Origin of the sequence: Gardnerella bretellae (assembly GCF_048545135.1) — a bacterium.
Classification (GTDB): Bacteria; Actinomycetota; Actinomycetes; order Actinomycetales; family Bifidobacteriaceae; genus Bifidobacterium; species Bifidobacterium greenwoodii.
This window is the reverse complement of record NZ_JBKQXU010000004.1, coordinates 64597-80021: the sequence shown is the minus strand read 5'-3', so window position 1 is coordinate 80021 and position 15425 is coordinate 64597. Positions and strand designations below refer to the sequence as shown.

14 protein-coding genes are annotated in these 15425 nt (G+C 43.2%); 13 read left to right on the top strand and 1 reads right to left on the bottom strand.

The window, feature by feature from the left end; translation table 11 throughout:
- The first annotated feature begins 161 nt into the window (after positions 1–161).
- The 11 genes from thrS (at position 162) to ACJV7B_RS04315 (ending at position 11253) form a co-directional block, all read left to right on the top strand.
- On the top strand, positions 162–2192 hold the full coding sequence (gene thrS, locus ACJV7B_RS04365; protein ID WP_419389049.1) for a threonine--tRNA ligase: 2031 nt from the start codon (positions 162–164) through the stop codon (positions 2190–2192).
- Between the two features lie 288 nt (positions 2193–2480).
- The gene (locus ACJV7B_RS04360) at positions 2481–3137 is read left to right on the top strand and encodes a CDP-alcohol phosphatidyltransferase family protein (protein WP_004137312.1); all 657 of its coding nucleotides are present in this window, start codon (positions 2481–2483) and stop codon (positions 3135–3137) included.
- A 61-nt stretch (positions 3138–3198) separates the two neighbouring features.
- Positions 3199–3957: a YebC/PmpR family DNA-binding transcriptional regulator gene (locus ACJV7B_RS04355; RefSeq protein ID WP_004137310.1), complete on the top strand. Its 759-nt coding sequence runs from the start codon at positions 3199–3201 to the stop codon at positions 3955–3957.
- 6 nt (positions 3958–3963) lie between these two features.
- A complete protein-coding gene (ruvC, locus tag ACJV7B_RS04350; protein ID WP_004137308.1) occupies positions 3964–4545 on the top strand; it encodes a crossover junction endodeoxyribonuclease RuvC in 582 nt (193 codons plus the stop codon).
- Between the two features lie 90 nt (positions 4546–4635).
- The gene (gene ruvA / locus ACJV7B_RS04345; RefSeq protein WP_419389048.1) at positions 4636–5259 is read left to right on the top strand and encodes a Holliday junction branch migration protein RuvA; all 624 of its coding nucleotides are present in this window, start codon (positions 4636–4638) and stop codon (positions 5257–5259) included.
- Between the two features lie 37 nt (positions 5260–5296).
- Complete coding sequence (ruvB, locus tag ACJV7B_RS04340; RefSeq protein ID WP_419389047.1) at positions 5297–6349, top strand: Holliday junction branch migration DNA helicase RuvB; 1053 nt, start codon at positions 5297–5299, stop codon at positions 6347–6349.
- A 68-nt stretch (positions 6350–6417) separates the two neighbouring features.
- Entirely contained in the window at positions 6418–6849 is a 432-nt protein-coding gene (gene yajC, locus ACJV7B_RS04335; protein ID WP_004137302.1) for a preprotein translocase subunit YajC, read from the top strand.
- A gap of 119 nt (positions 6850–6968) precedes the next feature.
- Positions 6969–7550: an adenine phosphoribosyltransferase gene (locus ACJV7B_RS04330; protein WP_004137300.1), complete on the top strand. Its 582-nt coding sequence runs from the start codon at positions 6969–6971 to the stop codon at positions 7548–7550.
- Between the two features lie 90 nt (positions 7551–7640).
- Complete coding sequence (locus ACJV7B_RS04325; protein WP_419389046.1) at positions 7641–9053, top strand: cell division protein PerM; 1413 nt, start codon at positions 7641–7643, stop codon at positions 9051–9053.
- A gap of 25 nt (positions 9054–9078) precedes the next feature.
- On the top strand, positions 9079–10794 hold the full coding sequence (gene purH / locus ACJV7B_RS04320) for a bifunctional phosphoribosylaminoimidazolecarboxamide formyltransferase/IMP cyclohydrolase (RefSeq protein WP_419389045.1): 1716 nt from the start codon (positions 9079–9081) through the stop codon (positions 10792–10794).
- A gap of 141 nt (positions 10795–10935) precedes the next feature.
- Positions 10936–11253: a hypothetical protein gene (locus ACJV7B_RS04315; protein ID WP_032841794.1), complete on the top strand. Its 318-nt coding sequence runs from the start codon at positions 10936–10938 to the stop codon at positions 11251–11253.
- Positions 11254–11256: 3 nt separating this feature from the next.
- Here ACJV7B_RS04315 and ACJV7B_RS04310 read toward each other — a convergent pair whose 3' ends face one another.
- Positions 11257–12204 carry an MIP/aquaporin family protein gene (locus ACJV7B_RS04310; protein WP_119521179.1) on the bottom strand — a complete coding sequence of 316 codons (948 nt, stop codon included), beginning with the start codon at positions 12202–12204 and terminating at the stop codon, positions 11257–11259.
- Between the two features lie 237 nt (positions 12205–12441).
- Between ACJV7B_RS04310 and ACJV7B_RS04305 the strand changes: the two genes are divergently transcribed.
- Positions 12442–13215, top strand: a complete 774-nt coding sequence (locus ACJV7B_RS04305) for a pseudouridine synthase (protein WP_419389044.1) — start codon at positions 12442–12444, stop codon at positions 13213–13215.
- Entirely contained in the window at positions 13212–15404 is a 2193-nt protein-coding gene (gene der / locus ACJV7B_RS04300; protein WP_419389043.1) for a bifunctional cytidylate kinase/GTPase Der, read from the top strand. Before ACJV7B_RS04305 ends, der begins: the two co-directional genes overlap by 4 nt.
- The last annotated feature ends 21 nt before the right edge of the window (positions 15405–15425 follow it).

The window sequence follows — 15425 nt, the reverse complement described above, 5'->3', positions numbered from 1 at the left end:
CGAGTGTCCTAAAGTATCAATGAATTGCGCGTGAAAAATGCGCGCGATTGACGTCGTTTTTTGCGTTTAATTTAATAAAATTTTAACCGCATGAAATTCGACGCCACACAAGTCCAGGTCTGCACATTAGTAACGCAAGACCCCGATAGAAAAGGACAATTATGGCTGAAAATACCATCTCCATCACCGTAAACGAGGAACGCAAGGAGGTGGATGCAAGCTTCACTGGCGTTGAACTTTTCGCGGAAGATAAGAATATTATTGCCGTGCGTTTAAATGGCGAGTTGCGTGATTTGTACACGCCTCTTCATAACGGCGATACCGTGGAATCAGTAGCACTTGATAGTGAAGATGGCATCGCAATCATGCGTCATTCCGCTACTCACGTGATGGCTCAAGCTGTTCAAGAAATTAGACCAGACGCAAAGTTGGGCGTTGGTCCTGTAATTAAAGACGGCTTCTACTACGATTTCGATGTTGATACTCCATTTACGCCAGACGATTTGAAGCAAATCGAAAAGCATATGCAGCGCATTATTAAAGAATCTCAAAGCTTCCGCCGCCGCGTTGTAACAGAAGACGAGGCGCGTGCTGAAGAAGCAAATCAACCTTATAAGTTGGAGTTGATTGGAGATAAGGAAGCTGCTCTTGATCCAGCTGCTGCTGGCGAAATTAGCAAGCACGAGCTTAGCATGTACGACAATTTGGATCGCGAAGGCAATAAAGTTTGGAGCGATCTGTGCCGCGGACCTCACTTGCCAAACACTCGCTATATTAAGGCTTTTAAGCTTGAGCGTGTGGCTGCAGCCTACTGGCGTGGCTCGGAGCAGAATCCTATGCTTCAGCGCATTTACGGTACTGCATGGCCTAGCAAGGAAGAGCTTAAGGCTTACACAACTCGCATGGAAGAGGCCGCTAAGCGCGACCACCGTAAGCTCGGCCAAGAGATGGATTTGTTCTCCTTCCCAGATGAGATTGGCCCAGGCTTAGCAGTGTTCCATCCAAAGGGTGCTGCAATTATTAACGCGATGGAAGATTATTCGCGCGAGCAGCATCGCAAGCATCACTACAGCTTTGTGCAAACTCCGCACATTACTAAGGGTGGATTGTATGAGACTTCAGGCCACTTGCAGTGGTATAAGGATGGCATGTATCCTGCAATGAAGCTTGACGAAGAGCGCGACGAAAACGGTAACGTAACTCGCCAAGGTGCAGATTACTACTTGAAGCCAATGAATTGCCCAATGCATAATTTGATCTTCAAGTCTCGCCAGCGTTCGTACCGTGAGCTTCCTTTGCGCTTGTTCGAGTTTGGTACCGTGTATCGCTACGAAAAGTCTGGCGTTGTGCATGGCTTAACTCGCGTGCGTGGCTTGACTCAGGATGATTCGCATATTTACTGCACTCGCGAGCAGATGCGAGACGAGTTGAAGAGCTTGCTCAACTTTGTGCTTGGCCTTCTTAAAGACTTCGGTTTGAACGACTTCTACTTGGAGCTTTCCACTAAGGATGAGCACAAGTTCGTTGGTTCCGACGAGATTTGGGAAGAAGCAACAAACACTTTGGCTGAGGTTGCTAAAGAATCTGGTTTGGAACTCGTGGACGATCCAGGTGGAGCTGCATTCTACGGTCCGAAGATTTCTGTGCAGGCTCGTGACGCAATCGGCCGCACTTGGCAGGTTTCTACTATTCAGCTTGACTTCAACTTGCCTGAGCGCTTTAAGTTGGAGTACATTGCGGCTGACGGTAGCCACCAGCGCCCGGTTATGATTCACCGTGCACTCTTTGGCTCTATTGAGCGCTTCTTCGCGATTTTGCTTGAGCATTACGCGGGCGCGTTCCCAGCATGGTTAGCTCCAGTTCAGGTAACTGGCGTTCCTGTTGCAGACGAGTTCGCTCCACACTTGCAAAAGTTTATTAGCGATTTGGAAGAGAACATGGTTCGTTGCGAAATGGACAGCTCCGACGATCGCTTCGGTAAGAAGATTCGTAACGCTTCCAAGTCTAAAGTGCCTTTCACTTTGATTGCTGGCGAAGAGGATGTGAACAACAATGCTGTGAGCTTCCGCTTCCGCGATGGCAGCCAATTGAACGGCGTTCCTGTTGCTCAAGCTAAAGAGTGGATTCTTTCCATTATTAAGCAGCGCGTTCAGGTCAATACTGCTGAAGATTTCGAACGTTACACTAAGTGATTTAAGTTATAACTTAGGTTCTAACGTAAGTTTCGGTGTAAGCTGAATCTTTAACTAAAAAGCCCACACTTCTTAACGTTGTGTGGGCTTCTTTATATCTAAATCTCTACACCGTTACTTTTTCAGTTCGTTAGCTGAGTTAGTAACGGTGTTTTGCTTATTACCGTTATTTTCTCAGTTGGTTGGCTGAGTTAGTAACGGTGCTTGTATCTTCTTACAGCCGCATGGTTAGTATAAAAGTGTTGTTTGAACACAAGTTTTATTTGCGAGCGCAGGAAGGTTGATTCAATGTTGGAATCGTTACGCAGTGGTTTTAAGCGTGTTATTGATCCTGTTGCAAAATTGTTGGTTCGCCTAGGCGTAAGCGCTAACGCTGTAACAGTTGTTGGCACATTAGCAGTAGTTGTTATATCTTTCGTAACGGCTTTTACAGGACAACTTTTTGCAGGAGCAATATTTCTTACGATTTTCGTACTTGCAGACGGTTTGGATGGCTCAGTTGCTGCACTAACTACTGGTGGCACTCGTTTCGGCGCATTTCTTGACTCAACTCTTGACCGTATTGCAGACTGGTCTTTATTTATGGCAGTGTTCATTTGCTTGTGGCGTGCAAATAATAAAAACGTGTGCATTTGGATGCCGTCCGTTATTGGAATGTCGTTAAAATACGCTGGATTATTTACTTGTTTGATTGCGCTTATGGCTGCTTTCGTAACTTCGTACACTCGCGCTCGCGGTCAGTCAATTTCGGTTGATCCTAAAAGTGGATTGATTACTAGAGCAGATCGTGTGGCTCTAATTCTTGTTGCTATTGGATTATCTGGTATAACTAATCAACTTTTCTGGTTAAGTTGCGCAATGATATTGCTTTCTATTGGTGGTATTGTGACTGTTATTCAGCGTATTCTCGAAGTAAAGCACGGTCTTCAACAAAAAGATAAGTAAAATTGTCGCGAAAGCGCAATAAAATCGTTTCGTTTGATTAATTGTACATTTTAGGAGTATCATGTCAGGTCATTCCAAGTGGGCGACTACCAAGCATAAGAAGGCCGCTATCGACGCAAAGCGTGGCAAGCTTTTTGCCAAGCTTATTAAGAACATTGAAATCGCTGCTCGTTTGGGCGGTGGAGATCCTGATGGTAACCCTACGTTGTACGATGCCATCGTTAAAGCTAAGAAGGCTTCTATGCCTGCCGACAACATCAAGCGCGCGGTGAAGCGTGGATCTGGTGAAGAAGCTGGCGGCGCTAACTACGAGGAGATTGTTTACGAAGGTTACGCTCCTGCAGGTGTTGGCTTGATTATTGAATGCCTTACCGATAACCGTAATCGTGCTGCTGCTGACGTTCGTTCCACTCTTACTAAGGGTAACGGCTCTTTGGCAACAAGCGGTTCTGTGAGCTTCAACTTTGAGCGTAAGGGCTTGATTGAAGTTCCATCCGAAGGCGTTGATTACGATAAGCTTTTCGAAGTTGCTGCAGAAGCAGGTGCTGAGGATGTGGCTGACGATGGTGATGTGTACTCCGTTTACACTGATTCCAGCGATTTGGTTACCGTTCGTAAGGCTTTGCAGGATGCTGGTTTCGACTACGATTCTGCAGATATTATTATGCATCCAAATAACGAAGTTGAGTTAAGCTTTGAAGATGCTCAGAAGGTTTCTCGTTTGATTGATAATCTCGACGACCTTGATGATGTTCAGAATATTTACAGCAACTGGACTGCATCGGATGAAGTTATGGCTCAGCTTGAGGAAGCAGAATAATTTCATATGTTGATTTTGGGCGTTGACCCCGGGCTTACACGCTGCGGGGTCGGCGTGATTGAAGCCGGCGTTTCGCGTCGGCTTTCTTTTATTCACGTCGATGTACTGCGATCTGATCCAAATCTTTCTCAAGATTTGCGTTTGCTTAAGATTTACAATGGTTTAGTTGAAAAGATTGAGCGTTTTTCTCCGGATGCTGTTTCTATTGAGCGTGTTTTCGCTCAGGAAAATCTAAATACTGTTCTAGGCACTGCTCAAGTCGCTGGTCTTGCTATGCTGGCTGCCGCTCAACGCAATATTCCAGTCGCTTTGCATACTCCTACTGAGGTTAAGCTTGCTGTTGCTGGCAACGGCAAGGCGCAAAAGCCTCAGGTTGAGCGCATGGTTGCTCGTCTTCTTGGTCTTAATATGCTTCCAACTCCGGCTGATGCAGCTGATGCTTTAGCTCAGGCAATTTGTCATGCTCTTCGTCCGGAAGGGGCTTTGCAAGGCGGCGAGCGCGAGCAGCATTTAACGCCAGCTCAAAAACAGTGGGCTTTAGCTCAGCGTGCGGCTCGCGGTGTATCTTCTGTCTCTCGAGGCATGTAGGATACCAATAGAACAGATGTTCTATTGTCTGTTTTTTGACTTGTTTGCTGCGTTGTGCTGTGGGCTTTTATTGCTGGAAGGTGAGCGTTTATGATTGGTATGCTTGTTGGTCAAGTAGCGTCTGTTGATGCTCGCACTGCTCTTATTGTTGTTTCAGGCGTTGGTTACGAAACTTATATGCCTTCTCAAGATTTATCTTCTTTGCACGAGGGGCAGGAAGTTCGTGTTTATACTTCTATGCAGGTTTCTCAGGACTCAATAACTTTATACGCTTTTACAACTCAAGCTGCTAAACGCATGTTTTTGCAGGTTCAAAAAGTAAGTGGTATTGGTCCTAAAGTTGCGCTTTCAATTCTTTCTACTCTTAATGTTGATCGTCTTTTGAAAGCTATTTCCGAAGGAGATGTTACTGCTCTTTCTTCCGCACCAGGCTTGGGTAAAAAAGGTGCTCAGAAGATTATTCTGGAGCTTAAAGGTTCTATTGATCTTAACAGTTTATCTGCAGACGTCTCTGACGCTTCAAGCGGCAAAACTATTGATACTGGTATTAGCGCCGTAATTGATGGTCTTGTTTCTCTTGGTTGGCGTCAATCGGATGCTCAAAAAGCTGTTGAACAAGTTTGCGCTGAAAATAATATTGTTGCTCCTGTAACTGAAGCAGATATGCCTAATGTTTTGCGCATGGCATTAACTTTGTTAGATAGGGGCAGATGATTATGTTGTTTAAAAATAAAGCATTGGGGGAGTTGAAATGAGTGATGAATATGCATCTGCACTAAATACTGGTGTTTCGGAAGATTCTTTGCGCATGGTTTCTTCTGCTCCTTTAGCTAATGAGCAGCTTAGTGATGAGGAGCTTCGTCCGCGCGCTTTAGAAGGTTTTATTGGCCAGCCTTTACTTAAAGCACAGTTGCAACTATTTTTGGATGCGGCCAAAAAGCGCGACGTTCCGCCTGACCACATGCTTTTGGCTGGTCCTCCAGGTTTGGGCAAAACTACTCTTGCAATGATTGTTGCAAACGAGCTTCAAGTTCCTATTCGTATTACTTCCGGTCCTGCTATTCAGCATGCTGGAGATTTAGCTTCTATTCTCAGCGCTTTGGACACTGGCGAAGTTTTATTTATTGACGAAATTCACCGTCTTCCGCGTGCTGCCGAAGAGTTGCTTTATATTGCGATGGAAGATTTTCGCGTTGACGTTATGGTTGGTAAAGGTCCTGGAGCATCTTCAATACCGCTTACTTTGCCACGTTTTACAGTAGTTGGCGCTACTACTCGCGAAGGCATGCTTCCTTCTCCATTGCGCGCTCGCTTTGGTTTTACAGCTCACCTTGATTTTTATCCTCACGAAGAGCTAGAAAAGCTTATTGAACGTTCGGCTAAAGTTCTTGGAATTAATCTTAAAGATCAGGCTGCTAAAGAATTATCTTTGCGATCTCGTGGAACTCCTCGTATTGCGAATCGTTTACTTAGGAGAGTGCGCGACTGGGCGATTGTTCACGACTTGGATTGTGTAAATCAAGATGCTGTTGTTGAAGCTTTAGCATTGTATCAAATTGATACTCAGGGTTTAGATAGGCTCGATATTGCGGTTCTAAAAGCAATGGTTTGCCAATTTAATGGAGGACCGGTTGGTCTTAATAATTTGGCTGCAATGGTAGGTGAAGAAGCGGAAACTGTTGAAACTGTTTGCGAGCCGTATTTGGTTCGTGAAGGATTCTTAATTCGTACACCTAAAGGTCGTGTTGCAACTGCTAAAGCTTGGGAGCATTTGGGTTTGAAAGCTCCTAGTAATGTCAGCTAGATGGCTTAAAATAATTGTCTTGGACGGCATTTCGGCCGTCTTATGGTTGGACACTTAAGGAGTTTATTGTGCCTCAATTTTTCCAGCAGTACGGTCTTCTTATTGCGCTTATCGTAGTAATGGTTGTTATGATGTGGTTCCAAACTCGCAATGCTAAAAAGCGTCAGAATGAAATGCGTTCATTCCATGAATCTTTGCAGCCAGGTACTGAGGTTATTACAATCGGCGGAATTATTGGCAAGATTGTAAGCGTAGATATGCAGTACGAAGAAATCGTTATTGATTCTGAAGGTAGCTTAATGCGCGTGTCCTTTAGAGCTGTAAACAGGTTGTATGTACGTCCTGCATTTATTAGCGACGAAGAAGCTGAAGCAAACGAAAAAATGGAAGCCAAAGCTGATATCGAAGAAACTGATAAACAAGATGTTTCTAAGCCAACTGCTGAGTCCACTGAAGAAGACAGCGCAGTAGCGGCTCTCATGACGACTGCTATAAATTAATTATGTAATACTTGAAGTTGTGATGTGTGATGCGGTTCATGCTTCACACATCACACGAACATGCGTATACTTTCCTCATATTCTTAAAAACAGGTTGCAACGAAAAGAACGTTAGGATTATGACAACAACGGATATTACAGCAAAATCGTTGAGAACAGTAAGTAAAGATGATTCAGATTATCTTGCTTCATTAATTCGTACCGTTCCGGGATTTCCAAATCCGCATATTATATTCCGCGATTTTCTACCAATATTTTCTAACGCACGCGCTTCTCGTATTCTTGTTGACTCTTTAGTAGACGCTTTGCCTACTGAGCCTGATTCAATCGACTTAATTGCAGGTCTTGAAGCTCGCGGCTTTCTTTTCGGCCCACTTTTAGCAGAACGTTTAGGCAAAGGTTTTCTTGCTATTCGTAAAGCTGGTAAGCTTCCGCCTCCAGTTATTAGCGAATCTTATATGCTTGAATACGGTCAGGCTAGTATTGAAATCGAAAATGATGCTATTAAACCTGGCCAGCGTGTTCTTATTGTAGATGATCTTATTGCAACTGGAGGAACTGCTAAAGCAGCTGCAAATATTGTTAAAAAAGCTAAAGGTCAAGTTGCAGGATTTAGTTTCGTGATTGAACTTACTGGCATTAGTGGAATGAACGATTTAGAGGATTATCCGTGCAGCAGTTTAATGACTATGCCTGCGTAGGGTTTAGCAAAATATAAACAATTTAAAGCAGTAGGATTATTTTACTAAGATTAGTTTTGCACGTTTGAAATAGTACTGAAAGGAGAAGCTATGGTTGAAAAACTTAAGTCATCCTTAATCAGTGTATCTAAAGGTGTAATTACTCCGTTTATTGTAATTTTTGTTTTTTCTCTTACAATAGGACTTTTCTTATCTCTTACTTTACTTATAGTTTCTATTGAAGAAGGAACCGGTAATCTTTCTGATTCCGCAATGTCTATGACTTGGGCTGTATTTATGTTCGCTCAAGGAATTGGTCTTACTTTTGACAATTGTGTGCTAACAATAACTCCTTTAGGTTTAACAATTTTGCTTATAGCTTCCCTTTCTAGCCTAATTAGAAAAGTTGAAGGCGGCTCTACAGCATACGTAACAGGTACCGTATTTTGGGTTGCTATTAACGTAATTCTTTCGCAAAATACGCATATAACTTTGGTTGATTCTGTTCCTGTTATTATTTTCAAAACAGCTTTAATATACTTAATATCTTTGTTTATTGCTGTTTTCCCTCGCAGCTTAGTTTATAAAACTCTTAAGCAGCGTTATAAACAAGTGTGTCCTGAATTTGCGCAAAAAAATATTCGCATAATTAAACGATCATCAGTTATTTTATTTGCAATATACTCGGCTGTAGCGTTAGTAACTGTAATAGTTTGGTGCTGCACGAATATCGGTTCTGTTAATTCTTTCTTCATAAAACTCGGTATGCAAAACGGTTCGCGTATTCTTACGTCAATTGCATGCCTAGTGTGGTTGCCAAATATAGCTATTTGGGCTTTGTCTTGGATTTGCGGAGCAGGATTTAGTATTGGGAAAGTTGCGCATTTTACTTTGGCTTCCTCAATGCATAAATCTTTGCCACCTGTGCCAGTTTTTGGAATATTTCCCGAATCAGTATCCGATTCTTTATACCGAAACGCAATATTGAGTATTATTCCAATAATTTGTTTTGCGGTAATACTTTTAGCAATATTGCATAAACGCGGTTGTGGCTTGCGTTTGAAAAATATTAAAGATAAAGAAGAGCTTAAAGCTTTCGCTATAGGTTTAGCTCAGGCAGCTGCAGTAAGTATTTGCATCGCTTCTTTAATAACAATTATTTTTACTATTGTTTTTGCTTTAGCCAACGGATCTTTAGGAGAGTACAGGCTTTCTTTTGTTGGAGTTGACATTGTTGAAAGCACTAGGGCTGTAGGCCATCTTACTCTTTATGCTGTTTGTGCAGCGTGGCTTATTGCAGTTCTTGGAATATTGTTATCTTGCGCAATTCGTTGCCTTTTTTCTATGCTGCTTAATAAAAATTCTGCGCAAAACAAAACTTTTAATGTTGAAGCTGAAACTACTTCTGATCCTGCAGAAGATAATACAAATAAAACAGATACCGAATTAATACAACGAAAATCACCTTTGTCTTTGAAAAAAGCCGCTCCTAGAACGGTTTCATCAAAGACCAAAATAAAATAAATTCCTCACTACTATTTTAGGAAGGATGACCGCCGTGCAACAGACACATAGCCAAGAATCAAATGCAAATGTTCTGATAACCACAGGGGGAAGGTCGGTTCGACGAGTTCTTGTTTCGGTTTTTCATAAAGAAGGACTTGAAACTCTCGCTAAAGCATTTATTCAGGCAGGTACTCAAGTAGTGTCAACCGGTTCAACAGCGTCAAAGCTTATAGAACTTGGTGTAAAAGTTACCGAAGTTTCTGCAGTCACTGGATTTCCAGAAAGCTTAGATGGTAGGGTAAAAACTTTGGATCCGCATATTCATGCAGGAATTTTAGCGGATATGAATAATGCGGATCATGTAAAGCAGCTTGAAAATCTTAATATAAAGCCGTTTGATGCAGTCGTTGTTAACCTTTACCCATTTGTGGATACGGTAATGAGCGGCGCAGATCGAGATTCTATTATTGAAAAAATTGATATTGGTGGACCTTCTATGATTAGGGCTGCTGCTAAGAATCACAAATCTGTTGCAGTTATTACGGATCCTAAAGACTACCAGCTTCTTGCAGACCGTATTATTTCCGGAGAAGGTTTTAGTTTGCAAGAGCGTGAGTATCTTGCTGCAAAAGCTTTTGAGCATACTGCGGCTTACGATGCTGCTATTTCTCAGTGGACTACAACTGCATGGCCAAAGCCAGAAAGTCTTAGCGCAATTAAGGAAGATACTGAAAGCAATGCAGAAAACAATGTTGCAAGCAATACTGAAGCAGCAAAGAAATGCATTTCGCTTCCTTCAAACTACACGCGCACCTGGCGTTTGGAACATGAGCTTCGCTACGGTGAGAATCCTCACCAGCAAGCTGGATTGTATGTTGACCCATTGCATAAGGGTGGACTCGCTCAAGCTGAGCTTCTTGGCGGAAAACCAATGAGCTACAACAATTACGTTGATGCTGATGCTGCTTGGCGTGCGGTTTGGGATTTTGCTCCACAAATTGCTGTTGCTGTTTGCAAGCATAATAATCCTTGTGGCTTAGCAATTGGATCTACTGCAGCTGAAGCTCATAAAAAGGCTCACGCTTGCGATCCTGTAAGCGCTTACGGTGGTGTAATTGCCGCTAATACCACAGTGACTTTGGAAATGGCAGAAAGTGTGCGACCAATTTTCACTGAGGTTATTGTGGCTCCAGACTATGAGCCAGAAGCTTTGGAATTGCTTCGCACTAAGAAGAAGAATCTTCGAATTCTTAAGGTTGCAACTCCACCTGTTTTGGATTTGCAAGTGCATCCTATTGACGGCGGTGCTTTAGTGCAGTCGGCAGATAAGATTGATGCTTTTGGAGACAATCCAGAAAACTGGACTTTGGTTTCCGGTGATCCTGCAGACGTTGATACATTGCGCGACTTGCAATTTGCGTGGCGCTCGCTTCGTTGCGTAAAGTCTAACGCTATTTTGCTTGCGCGCGACAATGCTACTGTTGGCATTGGCATGGGTCAGGTTAATCGCGTGGATTCTTGCCATTTGGCTGTTGAACGCGCTAACACTTTGGCTGACGGCGTTGAGCGTGCTAAGGGAGCTGTTGCAGCTTCCGACGCGTTCTTCCCGTTCGCTGACGGCCCTCAGATTCTTATTGAAGCGGGCGTTAGTGCAATTGTTCAGCCAGGCGGCTCTATTCGCGACGAGGAAGTGTTCGAAGCTGCACGTTCTGCCGGAGTAACAATGTACGTAACTGGCACTCGTCACTTCTTCCACTAAATTCTCGTAATTTAGTAAGTAAGTAAAATAAGTAAATTCATATTCTAAAAATGCAGCGTTTGATAACTTCAAGCGCTGCATTTTTTGTTTTTCTGTAAAACAACTTGTGTTTTATTATTGCAAGTTATGTATTATACAAGTATGACAAATAGCGAGCAGCAGACTAAGGATAGTAAAACTGAACATCCGTATGTGTCGGAAAAGTCTGAAGGAAAACCTTACGCTGAGTGGATTGTTGCAGCTATTGTTGCAACAAGCGCAATACTAGCTTTTCTTGGATACGCAACAGCCGCCACAGTTGTTGTTGCTGTGACGGCTGTTACTCTCGGTGTTATTCGTTTATTAATGCGTCAACGCAGTCCTTGGAAGGTCAGATCTGTTAGATTTGATTCTTTCATAAGTATTGCGCTAGGCATTGGTTTATTTATAACTTATGCTTCAATCTCATTATTGCTGTAAAAGCTAATTATTTTGGTTTGCTTCAGCAGCAGTTTTATCGAAATCAATATTGATTTCATGTTCGCTGTATTTAGCATCAGGCTCTTCAATATTGGACAGAGAATGATGCTTTTGATACAAAGCGTTAGTGTCATTTTCAAACCCTGCTAAAGTTTTATCTTCCGAAACAGCAAGAAGCTTTGTTAAAAGAATAATAAAACCAACAAGCGCGGCGGCAAAAATTGGAGCAATCCAAAAAACCCACAACTGAGTTAATGGCTTAACTTCAAGCTCTTTAAAGTTTGCAAAAATCGCAATGCCTGTAGAACGTGCAGGATTAAGACCCGAACCTGTAATCTGGTAGGTAATAAGAGTTGCAGCTGCGTAAGCAATGCCCATGTGAGTGGAATAACCGCAATTGGTCTTGCCGTTATCTTTTGTGTAATTCATTGCTGTAGCAACAATTATTGCAACTGCAATTACTTCAACCAATAAGGCCGTAATAACGCCGAAGGAAGAGTTTACGCTCTTTAGCTGCGTTGCAGAAATAGAGCCTTGTTCGAAACCGTTTACAACAGGAGCGAACCAGTTAGCATCTTTCACCATTTTTGTTTGAGGCAAAATGAACACAAAAGCGCCCGCTGCCAAAATGGAGCCAAGAACTTGCGCAATAATATAGCAAGGGCCTTCCAAATACGATGTGCGTCCTGTAAACATGGATGCAATAGTTACAGCAGGATTAAGTTGTCCGCCAGAAACTTTGGATGCAATAGAAATTGCTGCAGCATACGCAACGCCTGTGCCTACTGCAATCATAAGCAAATTAATGCCGTACATTGCTGTTGATAGTGAATAAAAAGTGTAAATTGTGAACATTAATAGCGCTGTAGCAATAAACTCGGTTGCTATTTTAATAGCAAGTGGAGAGTCACTTTTAGCTTCTTCAGAAGTTGTTTCCGGTGCTTCAATCATAGTTTTCCTTACTTTAATACGTGTTGCTGTATAGTTTGCAACTTATTAAAACAACTGCTATAGTATCACGGCCATGCCATACGGTAGCATAGAAAAAGTGGTAATTTTCTTATTTATCACAAATTGCGAAAGTAATACAAAATTATAAGTAATAGCGAATTGTTTGATTTAGCGCTTAAAAATAACTTATTTGCGCATGTTTTGTTAAACAATTCATGAGGTCACGTTGGGAGAACGATGCCAAACGCATATTCCCGCGCCAATCAGGCGCATTCAGATGACAACAACGCCATTCGACTGCAGAAGCTGCTTGCTGAAGCGGGATTTGGTTCAAGACGCAAATGTGAGGAGATTATTCTCGATGGGCGTGTTGAAGTAGATGACGAATTGGTTACAACACTTGGTATTCGCGTAGATCCGAAGCGTCAGAAAGTGCGCGTTGATGGATCTCGAGTAAAGTTCAACACGCAGCTCGTAACTCTCGCATTGCATAAGCCTAAGCGAGTTTTGAGCGCAATGGACGATCCTAAAGGTCGTTTTACTTTAAGGGATATTGTTGGTGACAAGTACGAGCGAATCTTCCACATGGGTCGCTTGGACTACGATTCTGAAGGTCTTATTTTAATGACCAACGATGGCGAGTTAAGCCAGCATGTTATGCACCCAAAGTATGAGGTTGAAAAAACTTATATTGCAACGCTTGAAGGCAAAATTAACGGCATGGTTTGCCGCCGCTTGGTTTCTCAAGGCGTAAATCTTGAAGACGGTTGGATTAAGCTAGACCGTTGCGCAATAATCGACCAAAATCACGACACAACTATGGTAAAAGTCGTTTTGCACTCTGGTAAGAATCGTATTGTGCGTAGAATTTTTGGAGCTGTTGGATTCCCTGTAAAGCGCTTGGTTCGTACGCAAATCGGCCCTATTAAATTGGGGGACTTAAAAGCTGGATCTTACAGAGTGCTTTCTCAAACAGAAGTGCGTTCTCTTTCTAAGGAGGTTGGCCTGTGATTTGTGTAGCAATTGATGGACCAGCAGGAGTAGGTAAGTCTTCCACTTCTCGCGCTTTAGCACAATACTACGGTTTTGCGTATTTAGATACGGGAGCTATGTATCGAGCTGCTGCATGGTGGTGCTTAAAGCAGGGTATTGATTTAAGCACTCAGATTGAATTAGACGATGAAGGTCAGTCTGTAAATCATGCTGATTTCGAACGTTTTAACCAAATTGTTGAAGCCGTTGGAGCATTATTTACTGAAAGCAATGCCGACTTTAGTGTGGATCCTAAAAATCCTGTAGTAACTGTCGAAGGTGAGGATATTAGCGAAGAGTTGCGCAGCTGTGAAGTTTCTTCGCACGTATCTACCGTTTCTTCAATTCCTGCAGTTCGCCGCATGCTTATTGCAGCACAGCGCGCCTATATTGCAGCAGAGTCTACAGAAGACTCTTTCTCTAAAGGTGAGGGCATTGTTGCGGAAGGCCGCGATATTACTACTGTTGTAGCTCCTAATGCGCAAGTTCGAGTGCTTCTTACAGCTCGTGAGGAAGTGCGTCAAGCTCGCAGAAACAAGCAGGAGATTTCTAAAGAAAGTTTGCAAAATAATCAATCTTTAGAGGAAGATGATATTCGCGCTCGTGACGCTAAAGATGCTAAAGTTACGCATTTTCTTCAAGCTGCAGACGGCGTTACAACGCTCGATAATTCAGATTTGACTTTTGAGCAGACTCTTGACGCGCTTGTTGAGATTGTCGATGCTGCTATTGAGCAGGACGAGTACGATCGTTACGCTGCAAATCTTGAAGGCTACGATCTTGACGATGAAGACCGCGCGCTTCTTCGAGGTGACGTAGCAAATCAGGACGATGCGAAAAACACTAAAGCAGTTGGTGTAATCGCCGTTATTGGCCGACCAAACGTTGGAAAATCAACGCTTGTAAACCGTATTTTAGGTCACAGAGTTGCTGTTGTTGAAGATACTCCAGGTGTTACGAGAGATCGCGTAAGCTACGATGCTGAGTGGGCTGGAACTAACTTTAAGCTGGTTGACACTGGCGGCTGGGAAGCAGACGTTGAAGGAATTGATTCTTCTATTGCTCAGCAGGCTCAAGTAGCAGTGCGTTTAAGCGACGCTGTAATTTTCCTTGTTGATGGTCAAGTTGGTTTAACAGCCACCGACGAGCGCATTGTTTCAATGCTTCGTGCTGCAGGAAAGCCTATTACTTTGGCTGTTAACAAGGTTGATGACGCTAGAAGCGAATATTTGACTGCAGAGTTTTGGAAGCTTGGAATGGGCGAGCCGTACGGAATTTCTGCAATGCACGGCAGAGGCGTTGGAGATTTGCTTGACGCGGCAATTAGCTCTTTGAAAAAAGCGAATAAAACTTCAGGATTCTTAACTCCACAAGGTCTTCGTAGGGTTGCCTTAGTCGGGCGTCCAAACGTTGGTAAGTCTTCGCTTTTGAACCATTTAGCTCACGAAGAGCGTGCTGTTGTAAACGATTTGGCTGGAACTACTCGAGATCCTGTTGATGAGGTTGTGCGAGTTGACGGCGAAGACTGGCTGTTTATTGATACGGCTGGTATTAAGCGCAGGCCTCATAAGCTTACTGGCGCCGAATATTATTCTTCGCTACGAACGCAGGCTGCTATTGAGCGTTCTGAGCTTGCTTTGATTCTTTTTGATTCTTCCGTTCCTATTGCGGAGCAGGATCTAAAAGTTATGAGCCAAGCGGTTGACGCAGGTCGCGCAATCGTACTTGTGTTTAACAAGTGGGATTTGATGGACGAGTTTTCCAGGCAGCGCATGGAACGCTTGTGGAAGACTGAGTTTGATCGCGTTACTTGGGCTGAGCGCGTAAATCTTTCTGCAAAAACAGGCTGGCATACGAATCGACTTGCTCGCGCTATGCGAACAGCTTTAGACAGCTGGGATAAGCGCATTCCAACAGGAAAGCTCAACGCTTTCTTAGGTCGTATTCAGTCTGCTCATCCGCATCCTTTGCGAGGCGGAAAGCAGGCGCGAATATTGTTTGCAACCCAGGCATCTACTCGCCCTCCACGTTTCGTAATATTCGCAACAGGCTTCTTAGAGCACGGATACCGTCGCTTTATTGAGAGATCTCTTCGCGAAGAGTTTGGATTCGAGGGAACTCCTATTCAAATCTCCGTAAAAGTGCGAGATAAAAAGAAGCGCAAATAAAGCGTAATTAAGTCGTAAGTA